Origin of the sequence: Candidatus Methanoperedens nitratireducens, assembly GCF_900196725.1 — an archaeon.
GTDB lineage: Archaea > Halobacteriota > Methanosarcinia > Methanosarcinales > Methanoperedenaceae > Methanoperedens > Methanoperedens nitroreducens_A.
In genome coordinates, this window is record NZ_FZMP01000227.1 from 1 (window position 1) to 20912 (window position 20912).

Genomic DNA, 20912 nt, shown 5'->3' on the forward strand with positions numbered 1-20912 from the left:
TACGAACTCACGCAACCGGAGTTCGTACGAGTTCGTATCAGTTTGTTGTTAATCTATTTTGTTGTACTTTTTCATGTTCATTTATGAACCGCAGTTCATAGCCGACTCAGTGGCAAATATTATCAAAAGCCACAGAGACGCAGAGGCACGGAGAGCTTTTTTCAAAATATTTCTCTGCGTCTCTGTGCCTCCGTGGCGATTGTTTTTATATGGACCATGAAATTCAGGACACTGCTGCATTTTCAAAGGTTTCGATAACGTTTGCAAAATCCTCAACTTTGAATCAAAACAGGCAAAAGTATAAAAGGGCACCCGCCATAATCAGCAGTTAGTAACTTTTAAGAAGTACATTAATCTAAGCTTTTACAAAGTGGTGTTTATAGCTCTTAATTGTTTTAAATATATAATTAACGAGGTTAATAAGAAATAGCATTACGCTTTTTCAGAAGAGATATTATGGAAAGTTTTAAAATTTTGGGCATAAGTGGGCCTTTTTTGAAATCAATAAATGATGAGAAGTTTGAAAGACCAAGCGAAATACAGGAAAAATCGATCCCTTTAATCCTTGCAGGGAGAGACGTTATAGCCGGCTCTGCGACAGGTTCCGGAAAGACGCTTGCGTTCGCTTCAGGAATACTGCAGGATTCCGAGAGAGGAAAAGGCATACAGGCCCTTGTCCTGACTCCGACAAGAGAACTGGCAGAGCAGGTAGCAAAGGCTTTAACTAAATTTGCAAAGTACAGTCCTCTGGGGATCGTTGCGGTCTACGGGGGCGTAGGTATCAACCCGCAGATCAGGGGACTGAAGACAGCAGATGTTGTAGTAGGAACACCCGGCAGGATACTTGACCATCTTGAAAGGAATACCCTAAAATTAGGCAGGGTAAAAACCCTTGTGCTTGATGAAGCAGACCGGATGTTCGATATGGGATTTAAAGAAGATGTGGAGAGAATAATCAGGAAATGCCCCCAGGAGAGGCAGACTCTTCTATTCTCCGCAACTATCTCGAAAGACGTTGTCCGGCTTGCCCAGAGGCATATGAAAAAACCGCTTCAGGTTTCGGTAGAGTCTTATGTTGACCCGAAAAAACTGGTCCAGACTTATTATGATGTCGGCGATGATATGAAATTTTCCTTACTGGTGCATCTGCTGAAGCATGAGAGCTCAGACCTTGTGATGGTTTTCTGCAATACTAAAAGAAATACCGACAAAGTTGCAAAGAACCTGAGATTTTCAGGTATAGATGCCCAGGCGATCCACGGCGGGTTACCCCAGGGCAAACGCAACAATATTATGGAGCAGTTCCATTCAGGGAAAGCCTGTGTCCTTGTATGCACAGATGTTGCTGCAAGAGGGCTTGATATCCAGGGTGTTTCCCATGTTTACAATTACGACATTCCCCGCGAGAGCAAGCAGTATATACACAGGATAGGAAGGACTGCAAGGGCAGGAGCGGAAGGAAAGGCGATAAATATCCTTTCCAGCAAGGATTATGAAAATTTTTCGAATGTATTGAAAGATAACGATGTGGAGATAACGGAAGAGATGCTGCCCGTTCTGGAGAAAACGGCGATGAGACGGCCGGAAGGAAGGATGAACAAGCCCGTTGTTAGAAGAGGGCAGCAGCATAACAGGCGCAGGCATTACTAGGAAAGAACGCATTAAACAGTTCCATTACGGCAAATTCCCTTCCCCGCTCAATTCATGCTGCCGTTCGATGTTCATCTGGATAAGTATCTCAAAACCCTCTTCACCGACTCCCCATCCAGTCCTCTTTCAGTCGCAGCATTCGCCACCCTGTCCAGCACAACCTTATTCTGCTCCACATCATTGATGGGCATGCCAAGAGCCTTTTTAGCATCAAGTACGTCCTTTGCCAGCGCAGTCCTTTGCTCGATAAGGTTGAGTATCTGCGCATCAAGTTTTTCTATCTTCGCTCTGATCTCTATTAGCGGCATGTTTTTCCACCGGTATGTCCACCCGTATTATTTACCTTAGTCCTTATGATTCTTCCGCCTATCTTGCGCCACACAGGCTCAAGCCTGTCAAGCTGCTCCAAAGTCCCGAGCGCGGTGTATGCCGGTCCTGTGCCGGAAAGGCTTACGCCCTCGATACCTATCTCAAGCGCCGCCATCATGGGCTCAGTGCTGAATCCGAGCGCAGCGCAGTACAGGAAGCCGTTCAGTGTCATGGCTTTCTCGTAATCCCCGGCCAGTGCTTCTTTATAAGCCATCTCCACCCAGGGCGCTATAAGCCGCGAGTGCGCCACATTGGTACTTGAACTGAAGACTTTTTTCTCAGGTGCGAGGATAAGCACCTCGGAATCGCGCTCCGCTCTTCTGATAAGCTCCTTTTTCTTATTATCGGTAATCACGAATCCCCCAAGCATCGAAGCGCAGGCGTCATCGAACGCGCCTGTGATTGTCACCTTTGCATCAAGAGCCGCATGTACGCCGATCTTTACGGCTTCGAGCGTATCGAGCTTTTCCCCAAGTGCGTCAAGGGTCGCAAGGACTGTTGCATTTGCTGCCGCACTTGAACTCTTAAGCCCGCTTGCAATGGGAATTTCGCTTTTTGTCGCTACATTCGCGCCGCAATCCATGCCGAATCGGGAAAGGGTAAGCTCAACACAGCGCTCGATAAGAGTAGTGTCCCCTCCCTCCTCGATATACCCCTGTATTTTCTTAGAATCCGTAAGCGCGACTTCAGCCTCGGTCTGCAGGTCGATGCCAAATGCTGCCCCTTTCCACGTTGCTATCGCATTTATTATTGTCCCCGCACCGAGGGCGCAGGCGTATCCTGTTTGCTTCATATCACCTGTTTACCTGCTCGATTTTATCATGCAAAGTCTTCAATTCTTTTAGCACAAGTTCCCTTGTAAACTCAACCGGATTATCCTTCCTCTCATATTTACTAAGAAGCCAGCCCACATAATCAAGTTCTTCGATCGCAGATTCAAACTCCGGAGTATAGCTGGTAAGTTCATTAAGCGGTATCACTACAGCCGTCCCTTTTTCTGTCCTTTGTTCGATGCCGTTTACTACGATAATAAAATTGTACTTCTGGAAACCAAACGCCCTGGCAATGTTCCTTGCAATCCCTTTTATCTGCTGTGCCCGCTTTGCCTCCAGGTTCTTATACATGGTTGTGGAATCTTTATATTCGATAAATAACATCGCCTCATCGTTCCAGAGGATGGCATCAAATTCCACCTTATTTGCCATGTTCTTGAACGCCAGCACGTTAAAAAGCACCCCGCTGCACCACTGGAGATTCAGACTGCTGCGCATCGCCCGCTCTGAGCTCTGGACATCGGGGCGTAATTTAAGTGTATAAGGTTCAGCTTTCAGTTCCATTATCGACACTTTATTTTTAATTTATTAAATAATCTCCGTTCTTACAGTCGTAAAGACAGGTCCGCGTGTATCTATCTTCCTCTTGTTCCCGGTTATATAACGCTGAGCTATCGGGTCTATGCTGATATTTATCTCGGACGGCACCTTGATGATCCTTACCCGTGTTTCGCTACCTTCGCCTTTTTGAGCAGAAGCCTCTATATCCCTGGCGCAGCGTGCTGCAAATGCATCGATGTATCTTATGCCTGTGCTTGTCCCGTTATTGAAAGCATCATCCCACCTGGATGTCCTCGGCAGCCCCAGGATATCATTTTTGTATGAAATGATCTCGTTCATCGCAGCAGGACCGCAGAGCTTTGTATTCTCCTCAGGTTCCACGATTTTTACCCTGATATTCCTGTCGAATAACTGTCCCTCCCATGCTGTAAACTCGCAGGGGCTCTGGGTATTCCCGTATTGCTCGCAGGCTCTGGTTATAGCTTTCTGTATCTCTTTTCCTGCTTCTGTCACAGGCACATCTTCCACATAAATCATGGACGCGATATCGCTATCGGATAATATCCAGTTAGTCTTGTACTGGAACTGCGGGTAAGTAAGTGCGCGAACATCCATTGAATCATGCAGTATCATCGCCAGCCGCTCAACGCCCATGCCCAGGTTCATCACAGGATAAGGGATATTGTACTGCGAGAGCGCAGACGGCGAGTATATGCCGAACGTCGCAACCTCGACCCAGCCGTCCTTGTATTTTGTCTTTGAACCCACAAGTTTCGGATGATAGGCGAATACCTCGGTCTGGGTGTCCGGCACATAATACTTACTCCTTTTATCATCGGGTCTGAACTTGAAATTGGAAAAACCGAACTGGGATAACAACCCTGCTGCTATGGCTTTCCCATCTTCCACGCTCACATTTTCATCCATTATGACACACGAAGCTGAATAATAAGCCATAAGGCGCGTGGCGTCCTCAGCCTGTTCGCGCCGAAAGCACCTGTCCACTGAAAAAAGCCGAAGCGGTGGAGCCCGGTAGTCGCACATCTCGCCAAGGCTTATGAACCAGCCTGAGGTCATATGGCTCCTCAGCGTGTTCTGGGAACATACGGGAATAAGTGTCTTGAATTCCGGGAACACCCGGTCGATCATCACTGCGACCTTTGAGTCTGAGACCTTTAATTCGGCTGCGATCTCAGGTACAAGGTCATCCCCTTCGATCTCGCCTTTCTTGTAGGCATGGAGTATCTGCCTTATTTTTTCCACTCCATCATCATTTAAGTCCCCCAGGATGCTTTTTATCTCTTCTATCCTCTCATCCGATATCCCCACGTTCGGTCGCGGGAGTCCGCCGATATAGAAGCAGCGGTCAAGAACAGCGAGCGCCTCGTATCCGAACTGCTTGTGGATATCCCTGTCCTCAACGATTATGGGGTTCATGAACTCTTCAAAACCGAGGCGCATGTACGCCTCGCGCAGGCGCTGGATTGTGTCGAACACCGGATGGGGTTTGCCGTACTTCAATGCAAATCGCGGGTACTTCTGATTGACTCCGGGATTGGAGACATATTTACTCCCATCATTCCATGCAGCATCGAAGTCTTTCTTTGTTGCTTCTTTGATCTCATCAGGATTGAATTTCATGGTATTATTTCTCTCCGGTAACAGGGTTTATGAACCCACCTCTCATCATCATATCAACAAGAACAAGTGCCACCATGGCTTCTGCCACGGGCACGATACGCGGTGGAATCGAAGGGTCATGGCGCCCACGGATCTTTATTTTTGTTTCATCCATACTGTTCATATCGATGGTGCATTGCTCCTTTCCGATCGAAGGTGTGGGTTTTACGGCTATCCTGCATATGATTGGCTCGCCGTTGCTTATCCCTCCGAGGGTCCCGCCGGCATTATTGGTAAGCATCCCGGGTTTTCCATCCTTAATAGTTATAGGGTCGTTCATCTGGCTCCCCTTCATAACCGCAGATCTAAAACCCATCCCGATCTCAACCCCTTTTACAGCGCCGATACTCATCAATCCCCTGGCAAGCTCTGCGCTGAGTTTATCAAAGACCGGTTCGCCTACGCCCGCAGGGACTCCGGGGCTTATTATCTCCACGACTCCGCCAACGCTGTCGCCTTCGCTTCGCACGGCCTGGATCATGGCGTACATCCCAACAGCCGCTTCCGGGTCTGCGCACCTCACGGGATTTTTTTCAGTGTTCTCACGTATCTCTTCTATGCTCGCCGGCTTTGCGCAAATGCCTCCGAGTGCCACTACATGGCCAAGCACTTCAATTCCGTGACTGGAAAGAATTTTCTTTGCAACCGCGCCCGCCGCAACACGCCCTATGGTTTCCCTTGCAGATGACCTTCCCCCTCCGCGCCAGTCACGGATGCCGTACTTTAATTCATACGTCAAATCCGCATGTCCGGGGCGCGGGGTGTTGCGAAGCTCTTCGTACTTGCTTGAATCAACATCCCTGTTCCTGACTATTATGGAGATCGGCGCGCCCGTTGTTTTTCCTGAAAATACCCCGGACAGGATCTCCGCCTTATCTTCCTCTTTCCGCTGCGTGGTTATATCGCTTTGCCCGGGACGGCGGCGGTTCAGCTCTTTCTGGATATCGGCTTCGCGCAGTTGCATACCTGAAGGGCATCCGTCTATCACCACGCCTACTGCAGGGCCGTGGCTCTCGCCCCAGGTTGTTATACGGAACAGTGTGCCAAAGGTATTTCCAGACATGAACCTTAATTAAGTTTGATTGTCTATATAACTACTTGGAATATTACAGTTACGATTTATTACGTGAGATATAATGATCGAGATATTTGTGGATTCTGAAAAATGTACAGGATGCGGGGAATGCATCAGAGTATGCCCGAAGGGTCCGAGGATATATCGTATCATCGGGAAAAACGGCAGGGAAACCGTTGAAGTTGTGGATAAGAGTTTCTGCATCGGTTGCACTACATGCGTGATGGCGTGCAAACCGAAAGCGATACGGCTTGAGCGTGGATGGTAAAAAGGTCACTTATCTGTTCTGGCTACCACAGCAAACGGTACGGGGTACTTATCCCACTTATTATTTACATGCTGTTTAATGCCATTTTCATCGATTTCTTCTAACCTCTGATCGGTGCTCCGGCATGAGTCTGCCGGTTGCTGCTCAGGAGGCATGAGCCATTTCTCGCCCCAGGTTCTCATCTCCCGCATCAAATTTCTTAAATCCTCACCTTTCTCGGTAAGTACATATTCGATTTTTTCAGGCTGGTCGGGGATAGTCTTTTTTCCGATTATCCCGTTTTTCTGAAGCTCATATAAATTCTGGGTAAGAACCTTGGAAGATATCCCGGGAATGCAGGCTTTTAACTCGTTAAACCTTTTTGGCGATTTCATCAGGTTATAGGTGATAACAAGCGACCACTTATTCCCCAGGGTATAAATCGATTCTACTACAGGGCAAATCTCTTTTTTTTGGTTGATGTATTGGGAGCCACACTTCAGAGTATGTTATTGTTGCGTAATATATTTTTGGTCATATACGCTTAAAGTTACCAGCAGGTAACTTTAATTTTAAATATAATATAATAATTTATAAGGGACTTGAGGTGTTAAAACATGAGTTTTAATAAAGAAAAAACGCAAAATTACAGCCTGGTAATTCTGCGAGCGGCTCTGGGCGTTATCTTTTTTGCCCACGGCTCCCAGAAACTCCTGGGCTGGTTCGGAGGATACGGCTTTGATGCGACAGTACAGTTCTTTAACCAGCAACTGGGTATCCCATCCGCTCTTGCCGTACTGGCTATCCTGGCTGAATTCTTCGGCGGGCTTATGGTACTCCTGGGATTCTTCACGCGCATCGGCGCCGCCGGTATAGGCGTGACCATGGCTGTAGCCCTGTACACGGTCCATCTGCCGCAGGGGTTCTTTATCGCAGGCGGTAAGGTAGGGTTTGAATACGTTTTCGCACTGCTCCTGATGGCGTTGTATCTTGTGATTAACGGCGCTGGCGAATTATCGGTAGACAGGCATTTAAATAAAAAAGGTAATAACGGGCTTCTTGAGAAACTCCTCTCATAAAAAGCCCGGTCTTTATTTTATACTATAGCCGAACCCTTGGGATTTATCCCTAAAAATTGTGCAATCCCGTTACATAGCGAATAGTACAACTCCAGGAGCGAATAGCACTGGCGGGTCTAACAGGAAACTCATGCCGTCACCGCGAAGGAAAAAGGCAAATTTGATATTTATAATTTTACATGAATTATTCTGAGACTTTCAATTTAAGGATTTATATTATATAAAATTATACTTCATGAAATTAAAAATAAAGTCCGTGAACATTTCATAGAGTATGAATTTGGTAAAACGAATAGTAAGATAGTTAGATTATAGAAAATCTTTTCCAGTAAGAGAAAAGGCAACAAACAAAGAGCTTTATGCAAGCTTTTTATCATGCAGGCTTAGATGCATAGCTGTATGTTTTTATCGGATTTAATTTATAGCCTAAGTTTAGGAATAATTTTAATAATGTTGTAATCTTTTAAGCACATTGAAATATTATATATGCTATGAAATATATACTCCCTATTCTCTTATGGGTTTGCCCGATAAAAAAGGTGGTGCTTATGAAATATGGCAATACAGAAAAAGCCCTATCCGAAAGGAAGAATGCAGGCAGAATGAAAAGCATGCGGATATGGATATCAATAGCGCTAATTGTAGTGGCGGCGGCTGGGTGTGTTTCTAAGCCCGATGATATGACTAAGAACGAAACGCTGGAGACACCTGTAATACCAACTGTATCTTCTACACCAACAAAACCCGATTTAACGCTTAACAACTACATGAAACTGTTTGAAAAGGATGTGATTATCGTGATAGGCGAAAATGCAACTCAGATAGAACTTGATGCGGCAAAAGCGATTGCATATAACCTTGGTGAGCTTACTGGAACCGTGCCTGTAATCAAAACCGGTGCTGAGGTTACGGAGAATGAGAAAGCTGGATATAACTTGACTCTTGTGGGAATACCTAAAGAAAATAAAATACTTCAGGATGTTTATAAGAGAACGAATGCGACAAGAGTGACGGATGAATATCCTGGGGCGGGTAAAGGTATATTGGAAGTACTGAGGAATCCATGGAATGAGAGCAAGATGATGCTTCTTGTTGAAGGGAGCGATGAATGGGGAGTGAGGGCAGGGAGCGTTGTGTTGGAAGAAAAACAAAAATTAAAAGACAAAGCTAAAGTTCTTGTGGACTGGGAAGAAGCTACAGGAGTAAAATTTCCGATTGATAATGCAGAAGAGGCGATCAAGTATGCAAAAATGGATGTTGATGTAAAAAGGTTTATTGAAAGAATGTCTACCAAGGGATATAAGGTTGATACTAAATCTTCAAACACAAGTATAAAGTGGAGTAACGATTGGGTCGTTCGTTTTCAAGCAATTTCATCACCTATAGAAGAAGATGTGTTTACGGTGGTAATTAATCAAAATGGCACTATTGTATATAAAGGATTATAAAGGAGAATTTCGATGAAGGTAAAGAAATTATGAATGTTAATAAATATCATTCTATTGTCGACTATAGTTCTGATGCCATCGATAATAGCACAGCAACAAAATGAGAGCAATTATTCTCTTAAGATAAATGAGAGCAGTTACTCCTCTACAATAAATGAAAGCAATTATTACCCTGTGGTTCAGGATTCTAAAAATGAAACAGCCAGCCAAATAAATAAGTCAGATAATTTTACAGTTGGTCCTACCGTTAGTTTTGCTGAAGAGCTAATAGGAGAAAAATCATATGAAACCGTACCATTAAAAGATGAGAAAATTATAGCAGTATAGACTTCAAAAAAGCAAATTAACATAGAGCCAATTTTGAAAAAGATTATCGAGAGTGGTTATAATCCGCCATCTGCGACCATAAAAATCGCAGGTAAGGAAGAACAATACAAAGTGCCGCCAAGTATTAACGGTACTGTCTTGGTAAAGATATACATCTCAACTAGACCTACAGAGAGTTTATACAATGAACTCAGTGCATTAGGGGCAGAATCGCCCAAATATTATCCGACCGAGAAGTTAATAAAATCAAGAGTACCAATAGCTAATGCGACTAAAATAGCATTGTTACCTGAAGTGGTAGATGTAAGGCGAACAATCAATTTTCCACTCACATCTCAGGATTACAACGTAAGATTTGAAAATAATGAACAATATTATCATGTTTTCCTAGATGTGGAGAATCATACCCCTAACGCCACTATTATCCAAATATTAGAAAATTTAGGTGTAAAAATAAAGAAACAATATAATGATGGAATAACGGATTTCAGGGTCTATATACCTGTAAGAAATCTAACTGAAGTTGCAGAACTTCCTTTTGTCACGCAAATTGAATATCACGATATTCCCGTCAAAACTGAATTGTATATATCCAAAAAATGATTGATGTCGATTATATTAGGAATAATATAAACTCTAACTTAAAGGGTTCAGGAGTTCGGTTAGCAGTAATCGATACAGGGATTGATCATCATCATCCATACCTCCCTCGACCAATTTATGAGCTCGATGTCAGAGATAATGCTCTAGATGGTAACTATTCAGAAGATGAGAGAGGACATGGTACCCATGTTATTGGAATAATTACAAATAATTATAAATAATTATAGTTCACCAACAGGGTATGAAGGCGTGGCTCCAGACATAGAATTAGCAGTTTTAAAAGCTACAGGTACTCCAGGGCCGCTTGGCGATGTTAATCAACAAATATACGATGCCATTGATCATGCAGCGAATGATGCAGGAGCCCAAGTAATAAGTATGAGCTTGGGTATAACAAATGAAAGCGGTTTTGTTGTTAATAGCGATGGAACAAGTAAATGGGAGCAAAAAGCTGATTGGGTTGCACGCAACGGCACTATTTTTGTAAAATCTGCTGGAAATGAAGGAGACCGGGGATACTATAGTATAACTTCACCTGGAACTGCTAAGAATGTGATAGCTGTAGGTGCGACAAATCACTGGTATCATGAAGAAACCAATGTAACTGTAAAAGACACAGCAGGAGGTGAAAACATCGATGATGTAACAATCTATAGCAGTGGAGGAGACACAGGTGATAATGGTAATGAACATGGTAGAGACAAGCCAGAAGTTGTAGCACCTGGCGGCTCTGTAAGCAATAATTGTAGTATTTATGGCGACGGTGTTGTTTCTGCTAGAGGGAAAACAGACAATCAAAGCTCATATTTATCAGATGTTAATGGAGATTGCTCTTATAAAAATAGTGATTTATATAGACTTGCTGGAACAAGCATGGCTGCACCGCATGTATCTGGTACAGCAGCTTTGATTATTGATAATTATAACTTCGCTAAATCAGACAGAAATGCTGCAATGGTCAAAGCCATGATTGTTGGAAGCGGGATCAACATAGGAGATAATGACCGTATTGCAAATCACACAGAAAATCATGTAGATGACGACATTGGCTACGGAAAAGTAGATTTATACCAGGCTATCGGATACAACGGATCAACAAGGAAAAACTGGTATTTTGGCGATTCGCTAAACTCCTCCGGCGCTGTTGTGAATTATACGTTCACAGTACCAGGCGATCAGACTTATCACTATATAAAAGCTACAGTCGTCTGGAACGATCCCCCTACCACAGCCACAGATCCGAATTGGGGAGCATTAAAGAATGATATCGATATAGAACTGAGAAACCCCAGTGGAACTTTAATTGAATCTTCTAATAGCTATCAACAGAACATTGAGCAAATCAATTATTACAACCCCTCAGGCATTACATCTGGAGATTGGAAATTGCAGGTTAAAGCCAGATCTCACTGGGATTCCACCCAGGAATTTGGAGGTTTCATCAACCTGTATACCGATAAACCGTCTGTAAATGTTAGAGCATTTAGCAATAAATCAAACGTATCTGCGGGCGACAAGATACAAATAACTGCAACTGTGAATAATACTGGAGGCGAGGTAGCATCTGGTATTATCGTTTCTTTAAATTTAACATCGCCACTTGGAAGTTCTATTGGAGATAACTTCACAATTGATTCAGGATATGAGAAGACACTCTTAGGAAATATACCACCTCTAGGCTCACGAACTGTCTCTTGGAATTTAACAGTTAAAAATGCAATCACAGAAACTACATTCTCTATAAACGCAACATACTCTAATACAGGCTCCGCAACAAATGGTACAGTCACTCTGAATGGAAATTCCATATCCGGCTGGGACTACAGAAAGCAAAAGACTATTAACGGCACAACTGCAGGCGCCCAGACAAACTACCAGATGAAACTCACGCTCTATAACAGCACTGGAACCGATACACCAGGCAATGTGTATCTTGGAGGCAATGCCATGAGTGATTTCGGTGATATAAGGTTCACCAAATCAGATGGAGTTACATTACTGGACTACTGGATAGAATCATACACACCAGGAGTAAGTGCAGTGGTATGGGTCAAAATTGATTCGATACCAGCAAGCCCGAGTACAGCAAATATTTATCTTTACTATGGTAATCCATCGGCGACAAGTGTAAGTAACGGAGATGCAACCTTCCTACTTTTTGATGATTTCCTCGGAACATCTCTCGATACAACAAAATGGAATAAAGTTACAAGGTTTGGGTACTCAGGGAATTCAATATCTGTATCAGGTTCTAATATAACCATAACTGCGGATATCAATGATGGATACGGTATTAGTGCAAAAAATTCACCATCATCTACAGGCTATCAAGCATTTGAAACAAGAGGATACTACGTATTAGTTCAACCAAAATCTGGCTATACGCACGGCTATATGTTTGCACCTATTACACTGTTACAGGATAATATACATCATGTATATGATAGTCCAACTGGTGGAGGTTATTATGCAGAATGGTTCCGGGATGGATTAACAAATCTTAATAAACTTGTTTCAGGATCTGGAACGTCATTGACATCCTCTTCTGTAACAATGACAGCAGGTTCATTATATAATCAGACACTGATATTAGATAATACTTATGTCAGATGGTTGATAAATGGAACAGATGCAAGTCCTGCGGCAAGTGATACAAGTTATCGCACAGGCCTATATGCCGGCATACAGCCATATGCAGGTGCATCAGTTAAAGTTGATGTAGCATTTATTCGCAACTACAACTCTCCAGAGCCGACCTGGGGATAGGGAGGTATAATTGATGCTTGTATCTAAGGTCGCAGGTTCAAGAGGAACTAAAGGAATGTTTTTAGATGGTACTTCAACTTAAGGATACGTCTTAGGTTGAAGCCCTTTCTCCTGGCTTTGATTTCATAATAACCATTCACTTTTTGAAACAGTAGTCCCCTTAACCCTGCCTGATTCAAGATATACCAGCGTTCTTTGATCTCAATACAACAGGCCACAAACGACCGTCCCTCTCCCGAACCTCGATATTCACCCCGAAAACCCTGCCAAGCACATCGTCCGTCAGCACCTCGTTTTTAGCCCCCTGCGCCACCACCCTGCCCTGCCGCAGCGCCAGAGCATGTGTTATCGCCGGCACTATCTCTTCGATATGATGGGTGATGTATATCAATGCAGGACCACCTGGCGTAGCGCCCATTCTCTGCACTGAGCCCAGGAGTTCTTCTCTTGCTTTCAAGTCAAGACCGGCGCATGGCTCATCCAGCACGAGCAGGCTTGGTTCAGGCATGAGCGCCCTGGCTATGATGGTCTTCTGCTGCTCGCCGTTCGAGAGTGTCCTGAAAGGGCGGTCTGATAACCCGGATAACCCGAAAAAATCCATTAACTCATCAGCACGCTGCCAGTCTTTCGAAGTTGGGGATTCATACAGACCAATGCTTGCGAACTTCCCGGAGAGCACGATATCCCTTACCGGTTCCCGGTTATGCACCATATCTCTTATCTCCGAGCTGCATTCGCCTATAAACCGTCTCAGTTCCCTGAGGTCGGTGGCACCGAACCTTCTCCCAAGCACTATAGCCTCTCCTTCGGAAGGCTGGTGGTAGCCGTTGATTATGCTGACGAGGCTTGTCTTGCCCGAACCGTTAGGTCCTATTATAGCCCAGTGCTCCCCCGGATTGATCTGAAGGGACACATCATGAAGAATGGCTGTACTGCCCCGGATAAAGGATATCCGGCTCAGGCGGACTATAGGACTTACGGACATGGTGTTTTCATCCGTGTTCGGGAATATAGTTCTTTGTATAGGGAGAGCAGGTTGGCGGAAAAAAGGTTAGTCGAGGGTCGAAGCAGTATTTTGAGGCTGCCGCCAACCTTATACCATACTCTGCTGCACAAAAGTATAATCACTGTTGATAAAAATCGTGCTAACAGCCAAAAAAGGGGTTAATCCGTCACTTCCCTTCTCAGCAGCAGGTACGCCGTCCCGAGCCCCGCAACCCCATACAGCAGAAGCGGCAGCAGATAGCCGGTGATAGCCCGGAACCCTTCCTGGTATATGAGCACGGACTCCAGCGCCCTGATGCCCATTGTTATCGGAAGCACACCACCCAGCCAGACCATCAGCGCCGGCATGCTCTCGAACGGGAAGAAAATACCGCACAGGAACAGCATCGGGATGCTAAGCACAAGGGACAGGAGCATTGCGGTGTTCTCCGACTCAGCGAACGTTGCAAGCGCCATCCCGATACCGATAAAGGATACTGAATATGCAAGGATCACAAGGAACAGCAGTCCTAGCTGATCTACAGGTACCACGATCCCGTAGAATGCGAAAGCCACGATTATCAGGATAATCCCCTGGAGAAGGGCAATAAGGACAAGGGCGGATATCTTTGCTATTATGAATCCTTCAAGTGACAGGGGTGTCAGCAGCGTCCGTACCAGGGTCTTTTTAGACCGCTCCTGGACTATGGTTATGGATGCAAGAAGGAATGATACGAACATCAGCACGATAGATATGATGCCGGGCATAAGGAAGTCAAGATAAGACCTGCCTTTGAACACGGTATCCTGCTCAAGCTTGACAGGTGAGGCGATAACAGCGGGTGACCGTGCTATTACCTCCCCTAACACGTCCCCTGTCCTGTCGATATCAGAGACGAGGCCTGCCGTGCTGTTTGCCATATCGGAAGCAAGGTCGTTCACCTGGATAGAGACATTGGCTGACCTGGTTTTGACATTTTGCAGGGAAGTGATGGCATTTTCGATGCTCATGATATCCCCCTGGATATTTGATATCTCAAGCGTGTAATTGCCGATGGACTGCTGCATAACCTGGAGCCTTATATCGGTCCTGTTCAGTTTTTCGTGCAATTCGGCACTTTTCTGGGTTATGTTCGCAAGATTATTATAGAGCGCCCTGATGCGTCCTGTCCTCTCAAGCATCAGCGCCCTTGTATCCTGTATCTGCCTGATTGTGCCTGCAATGGATACGCATTGCGGTGTTGAGGGGTCGGTACAGGTAACGTTATATGTATCCTGCAAATCCGTTTGAATCCCAAGCAGTGCAGCATCTGTCGAATCGATGTTATCAATCACGAACTTGAGGTCATCTCTTAATTCCACGGAATCATTGTATATCGAACTTACATTATTATCCAGTTCCTTCAGTTCTTTACGCGTTGTATTGATATCATCAGCGGTCCGGATGAGGTCGCTTCTCATTAGATAAAGGGTATTATTCATTCCGGCTACCGACCTGTTCAGCTCGGATATGTTGATGTCATCAAGGGAGACCAGCACATGCCGGGTATCGCGGTTTAAGCCTTCGATGCTCCTGTTGATCTGCAATACCCCTTCTTTCAGGGGCTTTAATTCGGATTCCATCTGCGCCAGGTTTTTCCAGAGCGTGCTGATAAAACCAAAGGTGAGTTCATAAGATAACTTCTCGGTAGTGGAGAATAGCGCCATGGAAATGACTGGTGCTATCTGGATTCTTGAGTTATCTATGTACAGCCTCAATGACTGCGTTTCGTCTTCAGGAATGAAAATCCCTGCGTTATATTTTCCTTTCCTGACACCCTCCTCGATAACAGCAGGGTCAGTGGTGTTCTCTTTGACGATTATGAACATACTGTTGTTGGTCAGTTCCCTGGTTATCCGCTCACCCTGTCCCGACCCGCCGCCCACACCCAGTCTTACATCCTTAAGACCTTCCCCCGAAGCGCCTGAGAATACGGACCCGATCAATATCATGATAAGTATCGGGGCGATGAATATCAGCAGTAACGTCTTCCTGTGGCGTACATATACCTTCAGGTCTTTCCTGATAACAGAGCCGATCGTCAATGCCACGCCTCCCCGGCAGCCTGTATGAACACGTCCTCAAGGCTTGGACTGCCGGATTCCACGTTCTTTATTTGTTCGCCTTCGGAGCCGAAAACCTCTAAGATAGCCTGCAGGGGCAGCTCACCCCTGAGTGATATTTTTAGCCCCTTCTCATTTACGCTGCATGACATTACGGCTTCCAGGGATTCTATTTTGCTTTTTACTGGATGGTAATTGCCCGGGATGCTAATAACCTGAACGACTCTCTCCCCGGCATTGTTCTTTAGCTCCTCCGGTTTTCCTTCGACAACGATTTTGCCCCGGTTCATTATCACTACCCTGTCGCAAAGTAAATCCGCTTCTTCCATATAATGGGTCGTAATGAGAATCGTGGTGCCTTCCAGGTTTACCTCCCTGATGGTATCCCACAGAGCTTTTCTCGATACCGGGTCAAGCCCGACACTGGGCTCATCCAGGATAAGCACCCCTGGTTTATGTATAAGTGCGCAGGCAATATTCAGCCTGGTCTTCATGCCGCCTGACAGGTTGCTGGCCAAGCTTGCGCTCTTTTCATCCAGGTGCAGCAAAGCCAGTATTTTATGGCTCCTTCTTTTGATATCGATAACAGGGATACCGTATAATGAGCCGAAAAACAGGAGGTTCTCGTTCACGGTAAGCTCATCGTAGAAACTGTTCTCCTGAGGAACGACCCCGATGATGGACAGCACCTCTTTTTTATCCGCTACCACGTCGAGACCTGATATATATGCATGACCTGATGCCGGTCTTGACTGGCATGAAAGTATCCTGATAAGGGTTGATTTGCCCGCTCCGTTCGGTCCGAGCAGACCGAATATTGTTCCTTTTTCTATACTAAGGGATACACTATTTAAAGCACTGAAGTCCCCGTAGCTTTTTGAAAGGGAACGTATCTCTATTATCGATTCCATCATTTATTATATTACACTTACTATATAAAACTTTTTTCATCGTTTAGAATTAATTAGGGAATAATTGCCGCATCGCAGCAGAATCAAATAGCAATTGTTTAATAATATAACGTATAATCAGTATCTTAGAGTCTGCAAGGACTTACAGTAGCAAATATTTTGGAGAACTTGACCAGATGGAACTTCCAGTCATACACCTGCCTGACATCCAGGCAAACCTGCCCGAGATTCCTATCACGCTGACCAGAGTTGGGGTAACAGACGTAAAGAAACTCGTTGAAGTGGCACGCAAAGATAAGCGTCCTATCGTACTCGTATCCACGTTCGATATTTTTGTCGATCTCCCATCCAACAGGAAAGGCGCAAACCTCTCACGGAATTTTGAAGCAATAGACGCGGTTCTTGAGGAAATGATAACCGCGCCGGTCTATGAGATAGAAGACCTGTGCGGGGAAGTGGCAAAGCGGCTTATAGACAGGCACGAATACGCTTTGAACGCCGAGGTCAGGATGAAAAGCGAATATATCATCAAAAGAGAAACCCCGATGACAAAAATAAAATGCCAGGAAGTCGTGAACATATTTGCCGAAGCCAGGGCTATAAGGGGAGAAGAACTGAACGTGAGAAAGCTCGTCGGCGCTGAAGTTCTGGGAATCACAGCCTGCCCGTGCGCGCAGGAGATCATGCGGGATAAGGCTAAAAAGGAGTTAAAGGCTCTTGGGGTAAAAAACGAGATTATCAGGGAGTTTCTAAAGAGGGTACCCATGCCCACGCATAATCAGAGGGGGCGAGGGATCATTTCAATTGAGGTCCATGATAGTAACTTTGTTTATATTGACAGGATAATCAACATCATTGAGAATTCCATGAGTTCGCAGATGTTCGAGCTGTTAAAGAGGTCGGATGAAGCTGCTATCGTAGAACTGGCGCATAAAAACCCCAAATTCGTGGAGGACTGCGTACGAACAATGGCGCAGAAAATAGTGAACGAATTCTCCGAGCTTCCGGATGATTCAATCATCACGGTCAAGCAGATAAACGAGGAGAGCATCCACCGCCACAATGCTTTCGCAGAGCGTAAATCAACGCTGGGGGAGCTGAGGCAGGAGATTAAGAATATCAGCTAGGTACTCAGTAAAAGTTTTATTAACACCATCGCCATAAACATAAATACAGTAATTATAATAATATACAGCATGTAAATCCACGACTCCTGCAGGCAGAAAACCTCCTTCCAGGAAATCCTGTTAACGTCCTCCCAGTCCCTTCTGTACCATGTCTCATTAGACGGCTGGTAGCGCCTGAACTTTTCTATATGGCATGATGGCTTACCCGATGCTGCCGCAACTTCAGGGCACTTTGCAGCCCCGCAGGTAAAACGGTAGCTGCAACCCAGGTTATGAGCGGGGTCGGAGTAAATTTTTTGGTCCATAATAGAATCTGAACTGGCTAAATAGTAATTATATTTATTATATTAACTTAATAATGTACTTTACGCCCCCCGTCATCAAGACCTGACATAAATCCAAAAAATCTATAGACATAAGGGAGCGAACAGTGCAACATGAAAAACCAAACCAAATGCCTGGTAATTTAATATATTCAAGATATATTCGCCCGCTCTCATGTCTATCGGCTAACAGCCCTGTTCTATCAATTAAAAATTATTTGCCTCCTTTGGGTTGAGGTACCGAGCGGCGTCTGAGCTGTTCCATGAATTTCTTCTGTCTGTCTTTTTCAGCAGAATCAACTTCAGGCTTTTTGGTTTTCTGCGCCGCAGTGGCGTTATCCATTGAACTTTCCAGTCCGACCATTTTTTTTCACCTCCGGCAAAGTTAATTATTCCACTATACGTTAAATCTTTCGCCTCACAACAAATATATCTACACTGTTAATAAATGTTTTAAGCATGAAAAACGGATTATAAAGGCGCATTCAGTGTTTTTTATTCGGTTTAATATTAATAATGCAGATATCCCCGGCAAAAGGATTAATAACCCGTAAACAAAGGAAAGCATGTGTCAAAAATCGGAATTACGGCACTTGTCCCTCCCGAACTGATATTCGCCTGCGGAGGAGAACCGTTCGATGTAAATAATGTCATCCCTGCATCCAGAAAGTACCCCAAAAACAAATTGTGTGCGTGGACTGCCATCTGGAAGGAGATGCTTATTAAAAAGGAGATCGCTATCGATTCCCTTATAGTTGTAGCTGGCGGGGACTGCCATAATGCTCTTGTGGACGGGCAGAACGTCGCGATGAGCGGGCTTCCGACCCATTTCTTTTTTTATCCGTTCGATGGCGACCCCGAATACCTTGAATCCCGGCTGTACGGGCTTTCCGGCTTTCTCGGAGATATCGAATTCCCTGAAAAACCCGGAGAGATCATGGAACTGAAAAAGCTCGGGCAGACTATAGATAAGAAAAGGAGCTGCGGAAAAATATCACCTGCCGAAGCCTTCAGCATCCTGATATCTTTTAGCGACCTGCGGGGTGATCTGGATGGTTTCAGAAGGGCTATAGCCTCAATGAAAGAAAGCGATTTTGAGTTAAACAACAGGGTGGCATTGATAGGGGTCCCCCCGATTTACTATGATTTCCATGAAGTTGCGCAATCGCTTGGGCTGCAGGTGGTATTTGACGAACTGCCATATGAATTCATAAGGCACGGGGGCACCGATATTGAGGAGATGGCGCGGGACTACTGTAACTATACTTTTGCCAGGCCGCTTGGCTTTCGGATTAACTTCCTCAGGGAAGAACTTGAAAAAAGAAATGTAGATGGGGTGATACATTATACCCAGTTCGCATGCCACCATATGCTTGAGGATGAACTTTTTCGGGATGAACTTGATTATCCCATGCTGACGCTCCAGGGAGACCTGCCGGGTAATACACCGCAGCAGATAAAACTAAGGCTTGAAGCATTCAGGGAGATGCTTGAGAGGTTATGACAAATATACCCCAAAGCCGGGTGGAGCGAGGTGTCTCTTTATGTTAGGACTTGATGTCGGCAGCACTACCGCAAAAATGGCGGCAATAGAGGAAGGTGAGGTCAAATACAGGATAACATCGACCCACAACTGGAGAGAACTGGTGAAAGGGATGGGGAAGGATGAGATAATCTCAACCGGGTATTTCAGGCATTCGGTCCCCCATAGAGCAACGGTGACCGAAATAACAGCAGCTATTTACGGTGCCAGGCATTATTTTTCCGATGTGGATGTGATAGTTGACATCGGGGGACAGGATACCAAGGTCATCGATGTCAGGAAAAATAACTTTATAATAAACGACAAATGCAGCGCGGGTACAGGCGCATTCCTTGAGTTCGTGGCAAATTATTTCAAAATAGAACTGAATGAGCTGGGCAGGCTTCATTTAAAGGCAGAACGCGTCCCGGACATCAATAATACCTGCGGGGTATTTGCCATCTCAGAGATGATCTCGCAGCTTGTTGCAGGATATTCAAAGGAGGAAGTCGTAGCAGGGATGCATTACGCTTTCGCACGCAGGATCGCGTTTATGGTACCGCAGGCTGAGACCGTAGTTCTTATCGGGGGAACGGTGAAAAATGAAGGATTGGTCGCAGCGCTCAGGGAGATCCTCGGGAAAAAGATACTGATACCCGGGGAACCCCAGATAATAAATGCGCTGGGCGCATTGAAGTCTTATATTTAATATACAGTTACTACAGCTTCTTCTCCATAGGTCTGCGATTCTACATACGGGTCACCTGAGGAAATGACCGCTTTAAGATTGTATATGCCTTTTTTATTAAATGTCACTACCACTGCACCGCTTGTGCCCAGGCTCTTTTGATACGAGTCCAGGATGAGTATTATGGGACTTTGCAGCGAATAGTCGGAAATCCTGATCAAAACAGTACTGCCTGTCGGAATGGATAATGTTTGCGGGTTAAATCGATGGTTAGCAAGTTCCATGGTATTAGTGGGCTTATCAGTATCGGGATTGTATCCCTTTACACTAAAATTAGCCATTACAGCAGTTGCATCCGGAGCCACATAGGTGGGTACAGCAGTAACATATACGATCTTTTCGACTTCTTTTATTGTTGGCGTCGATTCGACCTGTATGGTTTTGTTCACATACTCGATTCTCGTCTCAGGCTTGTGAATTACATACCCTACCACAATTCCCAGAAGGAAGAATAGTATAATTAACGGATATAACGTATTATTTTTTGAGTCCATAATTTTTCCCTATATGGTATAATAAATATTATTATGAGTTATAAAGATTTCTACGACAGCCAGAACAAATTAAGGCAATAGAAATATATTTACCGATTTTGAAGCACAGTAAAAACAAAAAA

23 protein-coding genes are annotated in these 20912 nt (G+C 44.8%); 11 read left to right on the plus strand and 12 right to left on the minus strand.

Annotated features, from left to right (window positions below):
• Positions 1-495: 495 nt before the first annotated feature.
• A complete protein-coding gene (locus MNV_RS16695; protein ID WP_096207097.1) occupies positions 496-1650 on the plus strand; it encodes a DEAD/DEAH box helicase in 1155 nt (384 codons plus the stop codon).
• 71 nt (positions 1651-1721) lie between these two features.
• On the opposite strand, the gene MNV_RS16700 is transcribed toward MNV_RS16695, so the two are convergent.
• Genes MNV_RS16700 through aroC form a run of 5 tightly spaced genes read right to left on the minus strand, consistent with a single transcriptional unit; the run spans position 1722 to position 6096 of the window.
• Positions 1722-1958: a chorismate mutase gene (locus MNV_RS16700; protein ID WP_306453663.1), complete on the minus strand. Its 237-nt coding sequence runs from the start codon at positions 1956-1958 to the stop codon at positions 1722-1724.
• Positions 1949-2812 (minus strand): shikimate kinase, encoded by an 864-nt coding sequence (locus MNV_RS16705; protein ID WP_096207078.1) that lies wholly within the window; start codon positions 2810-2812, stop codon positions 1949-1951. The genes MNV_RS16700 and MNV_RS16705 overlap by 10 nt, the downstream gene beginning before the upstream one ends.
• Position 2813: 1 nt before the next feature.
• The gene (locus MNV_RS16710) at positions 2814-3356 is read right to left on the minus strand and encodes a hypothetical protein (RefSeq protein ID WP_096207079.1); all 543 of its coding nucleotides are present in this window, start codon (positions 3354-3356) and stop codon (positions 2814-2816) included.
• 24 nt (positions 3357-3380) lie between these two features.
• Positions 3381-4994, minus strand: coding sequence for an O-phosphoserine--tRNA ligase (sepS, locus tag MNV_RS16715; protein WP_096207080.1), 1614 nt, complete (start codon positions 4992-4994; stop codon positions 3381-3383).
• 4 nt (positions 4995-4998) lie between these two features.
• A complete protein-coding gene (gene aroC, locus MNV_RS16720) occupies positions 4999-6096 on the minus strand; it encodes a chorismate synthase (protein WP_096207081.1) in 1098 nt (365 codons plus the stop codon).
• Between the two features lie 73 nt (positions 6097-6169).
• Between aroC and MNV_RS16725 the strand changes: the two genes are divergently transcribed.
• Positions 6170-6376, plus strand: coding sequence for a 4Fe-4S binding protein (locus MNV_RS16725; protein WP_257000099.1), 207 nt, complete (start codon positions 6170-6172; stop codon positions 6374-6376).
• Between the two features lie 5 nt (positions 6377-6381).
• On the opposite strand, the gene MNV_RS16730 is transcribed toward MNV_RS16725, so the two are convergent.
• Entirely contained in the window at positions 6382-6858 is a 477-nt protein-coding gene (locus tag MNV_RS16730) for a winged helix-turn-helix transcriptional regulator (protein WP_306453664.1), read from the minus strand.
• 114 nt (positions 6859-6972) lie between these two features.
• On the opposite strand from MNV_RS16730, the gene MNV_RS16735 reads away from it, so the two are divergent.
• From MNV_RS16735 to MNV_RS16760, 6 genes are all read left to right on the plus strand, one after another.
• The gene (locus MNV_RS16735; RefSeq protein ID WP_096207083.1) at positions 6973-7434 is read left to right on the plus strand and encodes a DoxX family protein; all 462 of its coding nucleotides are present in this window, start codon (positions 6973-6975) and stop codon (positions 7432-7434) included.
• 548 nt (positions 7435-7982) lie between these two features.
• Positions 7983-8882, plus strand: coding sequence for a hypothetical protein (locus MNV_RS16740; RefSeq protein WP_179294050.1), 900 nt, complete (start codon positions 7983-7985; stop codon positions 8880-8882).
• A gap of 72 nt (positions 8883-8954) precedes the next feature.
• Positions 8955-9209, plus strand: a complete 255-nt coding sequence (locus tag MNV_RS16745; RefSeq protein WP_143311871.1) for a hypothetical protein — start codon at positions 8955-8957, stop codon at positions 9207-9209.
• Positions 9210-9242: 33 nt separating this feature from the next.
• Complete coding sequence (locus tag MNV_RS16750; protein ID WP_096207086.1) at positions 9243-9812, plus strand: hypothetical protein; 570 nt, start codon at positions 9243-9245, stop codon at positions 9810-9812.
• A complete protein-coding gene (locus MNV_RS16755; RefSeq protein ID WP_096207087.1) occupies positions 9809-10033 on the plus strand; it encodes a S8 family serine peptidase in 225 nt (74 codons plus the stop codon). Before MNV_RS16750 ends, MNV_RS16755 begins: the two co-directional genes overlap by 4 nt.
• Positions 10034-10061: 28 nt before the next feature.
• Positions 10062-12578, plus strand: coding sequence for a DUF2341 domain-containing protein (locus MNV_RS16760; protein ID WP_096207088.1), 2517 nt, complete (start codon positions 10062-10064; stop codon positions 12576-12578).
• A 175-nt stretch (positions 12579-12753) separates the two neighbouring features.
• Here the strand turns inward: MNV_RS16760 and MNV_RS16765 are convergent, their stop codons facing one another.
• The 3 genes from MNV_RS16765 to MNV_RS16775 all read right to left on the minus strand — a co-directional run bounded on the left by MNV_RS16765 (position 12754) and on the right by MNV_RS16775 (position 16579).
• Complete coding sequence (locus MNV_RS16765; RefSeq protein WP_096207089.1) at positions 12754-13563, minus strand: ABC transporter ATP-binding protein; 810 nt, start codon at positions 13561-13563, stop codon at positions 12754-12756.
• Positions 13564-13742: 179 nt separating this feature from the next.
• Positions 13743-15653: an ABC transporter permease gene (locus tag MNV_RS16770; RefSeq protein ID WP_143311873.1), complete on the minus strand. Its 1911-nt coding sequence runs from the start codon at positions 15651-15653 to the stop codon at positions 13743-13745.
• Positions 15644-16579, minus strand: a complete 936-nt coding sequence (locus MNV_RS16775; RefSeq protein WP_096207091.1) for an ABC transporter ATP-binding protein — start codon at positions 16577-16579, stop codon at positions 15644-15646. The genes MNV_RS16770 and MNV_RS16775 overlap by 10 nt, the downstream gene beginning before the upstream one ends.
• Positions 16580-16752: 173 nt before the next feature.
• Between MNV_RS16775 and mptA the strand changes: the two genes are divergently transcribed.
• Positions 16753-17703, plus strand: a complete 951-nt coding sequence (mptA, locus tag MNV_RS16780; protein ID WP_096207092.1) for a GTP cyclohydrolase MptA — start codon at positions 16753-16755, stop codon at positions 17701-17703.
• On the opposite strand, the gene MNV_RS16785 is transcribed toward mptA, so the two are convergent.
• Complete coding sequence (locus tag MNV_RS16785) at positions 17700-18008, minus strand: hypothetical protein (protein ID WP_096207093.1); 309 nt, start codon at positions 18006-18008, stop codon at positions 17700-17702. The genes mptA and MNV_RS16785 overlap by 4 nt on opposite strands.
• Before the next feature lie 232 nt (positions 18009-18240).
• Complete coding sequence (locus MNV_RS19920; protein WP_179294051.1) at positions 18241-18390, minus strand: hypothetical protein; 150 nt, start codon at positions 18388-18390, stop codon at positions 18241-18243.
• A 204-nt stretch (positions 18391-18594) separates the two neighbouring features.
• Between MNV_RS19920 and MNV_RS16790 the strand changes: the two genes are divergently transcribed.
• The gene (locus tag MNV_RS16790) at positions 18595-19530 is read left to right on the plus strand and encodes a 2-hydroxyacyl-CoA dehydratase family protein (protein ID WP_096207094.1); all 936 of its coding nucleotides are present in this window, start codon (positions 18595-18597) and stop codon (positions 19528-19530) included.
• A 40-nt stretch (positions 19531-19570) separates the two neighbouring features.
• Positions 19571-20257, plus strand: coding sequence for an acyl-CoA dehydratase activase (locus MNV_RS16795; protein ID WP_096207095.1), 687 nt, complete (start codon positions 19571-19573; stop codon positions 20255-20257).
• Here the strand turns inward: MNV_RS16795 and MNV_RS16800 are convergent.
• Positions 20254-20790 carry a hypothetical protein gene (locus tag MNV_RS16800; protein ID WP_096207096.1) on the minus strand — a complete coding sequence of 179 codons (537 nt, stop codon included), beginning with the start codon at positions 20788-20790 and terminating at the stop codon, positions 20254-20256. The two genes, MNV_RS16795 and MNV_RS16800, sit on opposite strands and share 4 nt — an antisense overlap.
• Between the last annotated feature and the right edge of the window lie 122 nt (positions 20791-20912).